The following is a 5,772-nucleotide window of genomic DNA, read 5'->3' as shown; positions in this document are numbered from 1 at the left end:
TGCTGCAGGACAGTTTTGATGACGCAATTACAGTTGGGTCGTTTCAGTGTGATGACTATGAATGTGCATAAGGGGCTATCACCCTTGCACAGGAAGTCGACTATCTACGAGCTACGCCAAAAAATGCGTAGCCATCATCCCGATTTGCTTTTTCTGCAAGAGCTCCAGCAGGAGCATCGTGGTCGACTCAGAAGATTTGGTCAATGGCCTTTAACAGAGCTCACCCATTTTTTATCCGAAGACTTTTGGCATGATTGGCATTACGGTAAAAACGTCGAATATCCAGATGGGCATCATGGCAATGCAATTCTTTCTAAAGGGCAATTGCATAAGGGTGAGAACTACGATATCTCCGCTTATCGATTTGAGAGACGTGGTTTGTTACACAGCGTAACTCATTTAGAGGGTGTGGCCACGCCGATCCATTGTTTTTGTGTACACCTGGCCTTATTCGAACGCGGACGAGAGCGCCAGTTAAATGAAATCATTCGTTACATTGATTCACTGGCAAATGGCGGCCCAACTATTGTGGCTGGTGACTTTAACGATTGGCGTAACCGCGTGAGTGCACCGATGCAAGCTGCCGGTTTTAATGAAGTATTTGAGGTGCTTACTGGCGCCCCTGCAAAAACCTTTCCTAGTGTGAAGCCTATGCTAGCGATGGATCGAATTTATGTACGGGGCTTAAAAATCCATTCTGCGGAAGTGATGCATGAATGGTTGAAACTATCCGATCACTTAGGCATTGCAGCAGAACTTGAGATCATATGAACATCATTAATTTTTTACTAGGATCCCTTTTTGGCGAATCCTTTATTTGGGTCCCAATAGCACACATCATCATTGTGGTTCTGTTTGGATTTAGATTAATCTCAGTGAGAAGACCGGTTGGTGTTGTACTGGCCTGGTTTCTGATTGTGGTTCTATTTCCCTTAATTGGTATTAGCTTATATATCCTCATTGGTGAGCGTCCCGTTGGTCGAAAACTCACTCGAAAAATTATTCGTATGGATAAAGAGTACGCTGCCATCACCGAAGCGATGCGTAAGCGCTATCAGGCTGATAAACAACTACTACCAACTGAAGGCAGGGCGTTGAGTCTCTTGGCAGAAGCTAAAAATGGTTCGCCAGTGATTGCTGGTAACCAAATTGAACTCTTTACAAATTCTCTGGAAATCTTGCAGTACTTTATTGACGAGATTAATCAGGCTAAGAAAACATTGCATTTGGAATTCTATATATGGGCTCTAGGCGGCGATGCAGATCGTGTCGGCGAGGCGTTAATCGCTGCAGCTAAGCGCGGTGTGACTTGTAAAGTGCTATTGGATTCTTTGGGTAGTAAAGACTGGTTTAAGTCGACTTGGCCTAAGCGCTTCAGAAATGCTGGTATTCAAGTAACTGAGGCCTTACCGATTCAGGTTGGTCGCTTTCAATTTCGGCGTGCTGATTTAAGACTGCATCGCAAGATATTTGTGATCGATAACACCATTGTTTGGACTGGCAGTATGAATATGGTGGATCCGCGCACATTCAAGCAGGACTCGGGCGTAGGTGAGTGGGTAGATGCGATGGTCAGAATTGAAGGCCCTGTAGCATCTCAGTTTGAGCTGACATTCTCGTTTGACTGGAGTGTTGATAATTCCAAGATTAAGCACTTTAGCAATGTAGTGCCAGCTGCCAGCCCACTAGAAGGGAAGGTATTGGCTCAAGAGTTTTCTTCTGGACCGGTATACCGTGACGATATCTTGTACCAGGTATTGCTCTCAGCCATCATGGATGCACGTGAAGAGCTCACCATTACCACGCCTTACTTTGGTCCTGACGATGGTTTGATTCAGGCGCTGATGGCAGCAGCTGGTCGTGGTGTGAAAGTGACTCTGATTGTTCCTAAATTAAATGATTCCACATTGGTCGCTTGGAGCAGTCGTAGCTTCTATTCTGATCTCATGAGTGCTGGTGTGAATATCGCTGAGTTCCATGGCGGTCTATTGCATACGAAGAGCCTGTTAATAGACAAGCGAGTTGCTATTTTTGGCTCAGTGAACTTTGATCAGCGTAGCTTGCGTCTCAATTTTGAAATTAGTTTAATCGTCTATAACGATGAGTTTTGCGCAAAGCTCGAAACCTTGATCGAGTCCTACTTGGCTAAATCAGATATGGTCAATCCAGTAACTTGGGCTAAGAGACCGCATTGGCATATTCTGCTGGAGAATGCGGCTCACCTGACATCACCCTTACTTTAAATAGAGCCCTTACTCCGCATCTTTGCAATCTCATTAGCAGCAATACCAAGCTCAGTCAGAATAGCTTCTGTATGTTGACCTACTGCAGGTATCGCATCCATGCGGTAGTCAAAACTGTCATTGCTGCCCGGGGGTAGCATTGCTGGAATAGGGCCTACAGGTGATCCTACTTGCACCCAGCGATCCCTTGCTTTGAGTTGATCGTGATTCCATAAACCCTGCATATCATTGAGACGAGCATTAGCGATTTGCGCTTCATCTAGCTTTGCAATTACTTGCTGGGTAGTCAGTTTGCTAAAACAAGCATCGATAATGGAGAGGAGTTCATCTCGCTTTTCGTTGCGCTTGAAGTTTTTATCAAAGCGCCCATCTTTAGCCAGTGCTTGATTCTCAAGTACGACTTCACAGAATAAAACCCATTCACGATCATTCTGTAGGCCAAGCATGACGGTACCGCCATCACCCGCTTTAAAGGGGCCATAAGGATAAATCGTGGCATGGGATGCGCCATTGCGAGGAGGGGGCGTAGCTCCCTCATAGGCGTAATAGAGTGGGTAGCTCATCCATTCACCCAAAGACTCCAGCATAGAAACGTCAATACAAGAACCCTTACCAGTCTTACCTCTTTGAAGTAGTGCGGCCAAAATATTGGTGTAGGCATACATGCCTGCTGCAATGTCTGCAATGGAGTTACCTGCTTTACTGGGTGTCTCTGGCGTACCCGTAACTGACAAGAATCCAGCCTCACTCTGAATGAGTAAGTCATAGGCTTTCTTGTCACGATAAGGCCCATTATTTCCATAGCCTGAGATGTCGCACAAAATTAGGCCGGGATTCTCTTTTTGCAATAGTTCTGCGGTCAATCCCATACGTGCTGCGGCACCAGGGGCTAAGTTCTGCACCAGTACATCTGCTGTCTTGAGCAGCGTCTTTAGTGCTGCTAATGCAGACTCATGTTTGAGATCGAGTGTGAGGCTTTCTTTAGAGCGATTTACCCAGGTGAAATGAGATGACATGCCATTGACTCGCTCATCATAGGCGCGGGCAAAGTCTCCGGCACCTGGTCGCTCAACCTTAATGACGCGTGCACCTAAGTCAGCTAATTGGCGAGTGCAAAACGGAGCAGCAATGGCATGCTCCAAAGAAACCACAGTGATGCCGTCTAGAGGGCGAATACTCATGAAATTGCTTATCCAAACACTAAATTAATTAACAGGTCTACAGAATTAGAAAGAGCGGGGGAGTCCTAAAACATGCTCAGCGATATAGGAATAAATTAAGTTGGTCGAGATTGGTGCTACTTGGTAGAGGCGCGTCTCTCTAAATTTACGCTCAACATCGTATTCATTGGCAAAGCCAAATCCACCATGAGTTTGCAGGCAAACGTTAGCGGATTCCCAAGAGGCTTTGGCGGCTAAGTACTTAGCCATATTGGATTCGGCACCGCAGGCTTGTTTAGCATCAAATAATTCACACGCTTTAAAGCGCATTAAATTGGCGGCTTCTGTTTCGATATAAGAATCTGCGATCGGAAACTGAATCCCTTGGTTCTTGCCAATCGGGCGATCAAATACCACGCGTTCATTTGCGTAGCGACGAGCCTTATCTACAAACCAATAAGCATCTCCAATGCACTCTGCAGCAATGAGGACACGCTCCGCATTGAGGCCGTCAAGAATATATTTAAATCCTTGGCCTTCTTCACCAATTAAATTCTCGGCGGGAATTTCCAAGTTATCAAAGAAGACTTCATTCGTTTCATGGTTCACCATATTGGCAATGGGTTGAATCTCCATGCCTTTGCCAATCGCATCCTTGAGATTGACGATAAATATTGACATGCCTTCTGATTTTTTCTTTACCTCTGCAAGCGGAGTAGTGCGCGCTAAAAGAATCATTAAATCGGAATGCTGAATCCGAGAGATCCAAACCTTCTGACCATTCACTACATACTTGTCACCCTTTTTAACGGCGGTAGTTTTGAGTTTGGTGGTATCGGTGCCTGTAGTCGGCTCCGTTACAGCCATGCTTTGGAGGCGTAATTCTCCGGTAGCAATCTTAGGGAGGTAGAGCTTCTTTTGAGCATCTGAGCCATGGCGTAGTAAGGTACCCATGTTGTACATCTGGCCATGACATGAGCCCGCATTACCGCCTGATAAATTAATTTCTTCCATGATGACGGAGGCTTCTGCCAAACCTAAGCCGGAGCCACCATATTCTTCCGGAATTAATGCTGCTAACCAACCAGCTTGTGCCATGGCGTCTACAAATGCTTCGGGGTAGGCGCGTTCATGATCTACTTTTTGCCAGTATGCGGAGTCAAAACTGCCGCAAAGGTCGCGCAAGGCTTCACGCATGTCTTGATATTGATCTGGCTTAGGAATGGGGTGGTTCATTTAGCTATCTATAAAAATTTAAGAATTGATGAAATATGAGAATTCCCATAGTTTAAGCAAGAATTCAAGATTGTGGGCGATCCAAAATCTTGCCTTTGTCTACTTGATTATTGAGTGTGATGGGGCTTGGGGCATACTTGGGGCATGACCAAATCCTTGATTTCCATCCGACTCGGAGCACTTGCCTAATGGAGCAAATGCTAGGTCAGTTCTTTGATTTCTTTGGCATGCCATCAGTTGGTTTGCCAGCGGTATTTATTAGTGCCTTTATTTCTGCAACTTTATTGCCTGTAGGTTCTGAGCCCATCTTGTTTGGGTATGTTTCGGTTAATCCGCACTTATATTGGGCTGCCATTATTGTTGCCACAATTGGTAACACTCTGGGGGGTATGCTGGATTGGTGGCTTGGGTTATTGAGTCGAAATAGCTTTGAGTCCTTGAAGGGCCCTTCTAACAACCGAATGCAACGCTGGTTGGAAGACCGGGGCCCTAAGATGCTCCTGCTGTCTTGGCTGCCAGGGTTTGGTGACCCCCTTTGTTTAGCCGCCGGGTGGCTTAGATTGCCTTGGTTACCCTGTTTAATCTATATGTGTATCGGCAAGCTGCTGCGTTATCTCACGATGACTTGGCTTTTAACTTTGGTACCTACCAGCTTTTGGCACCAATTGGGGCATTGGGTTCGAATCATCTAAGAGGCTGCAAAAGCATTAAACAGCGCAATACTTTTGTTGAACCTCGTCGTTATTAAGGAGATTCTGAGCGGTGTCATGGAAAACAATTTCACCTTGATCAAGAATATAGGCTCGGTCAGAAATCTTGAGTGCTTGTTGAACATTTTGCTCAACCAATAGAATGGTTAAACCCTGTTGTTTGAGTTTGGCAAACAGCTCAAACATTTCCTCTACCAAGACTGGCATGATTCCCTCTGATGGCTCATCTAGCAGTATTACTTTAGGCTTAGCAATCATCGCTCGTGCGATTGCTAGCATTTGCTGCTCGCCACCCGACATCGATGTTCCATCTTGATGCAATCTCTCCTTAAGACGTGGAAAGGTTTCAGCGATTTCATCGACCAAGGCACTCATATCTCCTCGGCTTTTCTTGGCAATAACGCCCAACTCTAAATTTTCTTT

At 45.6% G+C, this 5,772-nt stretch carries 6 protein-coding genes; 3 read left to right on the top strand and 3 right to left on the bottom strand.

Annotated elements, in window-relative coordinates:
• Positions 1–18 precede the first annotated feature (18 nt).
• Entirely contained in the window at positions 19–771 is a 753-nt protein-coding gene (locus tag B7Y67_RS09855) for an endonuclease/exonuclease/phosphatase family protein (protein ID WP_293598496.1), read from the top strand.
• Positions 768–2,243: a cardiolipin synthase gene (gene cls / locus B7Y67_RS09850; RefSeq protein WP_293598495.1), complete on the top strand. Its 1,476-nt coding sequence runs from the start codon at positions 768–770 to the stop codon at positions 2,241–2,243. Before B7Y67_RS09855 ends, cls begins: the two co-directional genes overlap by 4 nt.
• Here cls and B7Y67_RS09845 read toward each other — a convergent pair.
• Positions 2,240–3,424, bottom strand: coding sequence for a CaiB/BaiF CoA-transferase family protein (locus B7Y67_RS09845; RefSeq protein WP_293598494.1), 1,185 nt, complete (start codon positions 3,422–3,424; stop codon positions 2,240–2,242). The genes cls and B7Y67_RS09845 overlap by 4 nt on opposite strands.
• Before the next feature lie 45 nt (positions 3,425–3,469).
• Positions 3,470–4,639 (bottom strand): acyl-CoA dehydrogenase family protein, encoded by a 1,170-nt coding sequence (locus B7Y67_RS09840; protein WP_293598493.1) that lies wholly within the window; start codon positions 4,637–4,639, stop codon positions 3,470–3,472.
• 188 nt (positions 4,640–4,827) lie between these two features.
• Between B7Y67_RS09840 and B7Y67_RS09835 the strand changes: the two genes are divergently transcribed.
• Entirely contained in the window at positions 4,828–5,331 is a 504-nt protein-coding gene (locus B7Y67_RS09835; protein ID WP_293598492.1) for a YqaA family protein, read from the top strand.
• Between the two features lie 15 nt (positions 5,332–5,346).
• On the opposite strand, the gene B7Y67_RS09830 is transcribed toward B7Y67_RS09835, so the two are convergent.
• Positions 5,347–5,772, bottom strand: a 426-nt coding sequence (locus B7Y67_RS09830; protein ID WP_293598491.1) for an ABC transporter ATP-binding protein, incomplete at its 5' end; no start/stop codon positions are given.

It is taken from the genome of Polynucleobacter sp. 35-46-11 (genome assembly GCF_002281105.1).
Note: the sequence above shows the minus strand (reverse complement) of the source record. Positions and strands in the feature narration are given on the sequence as shown.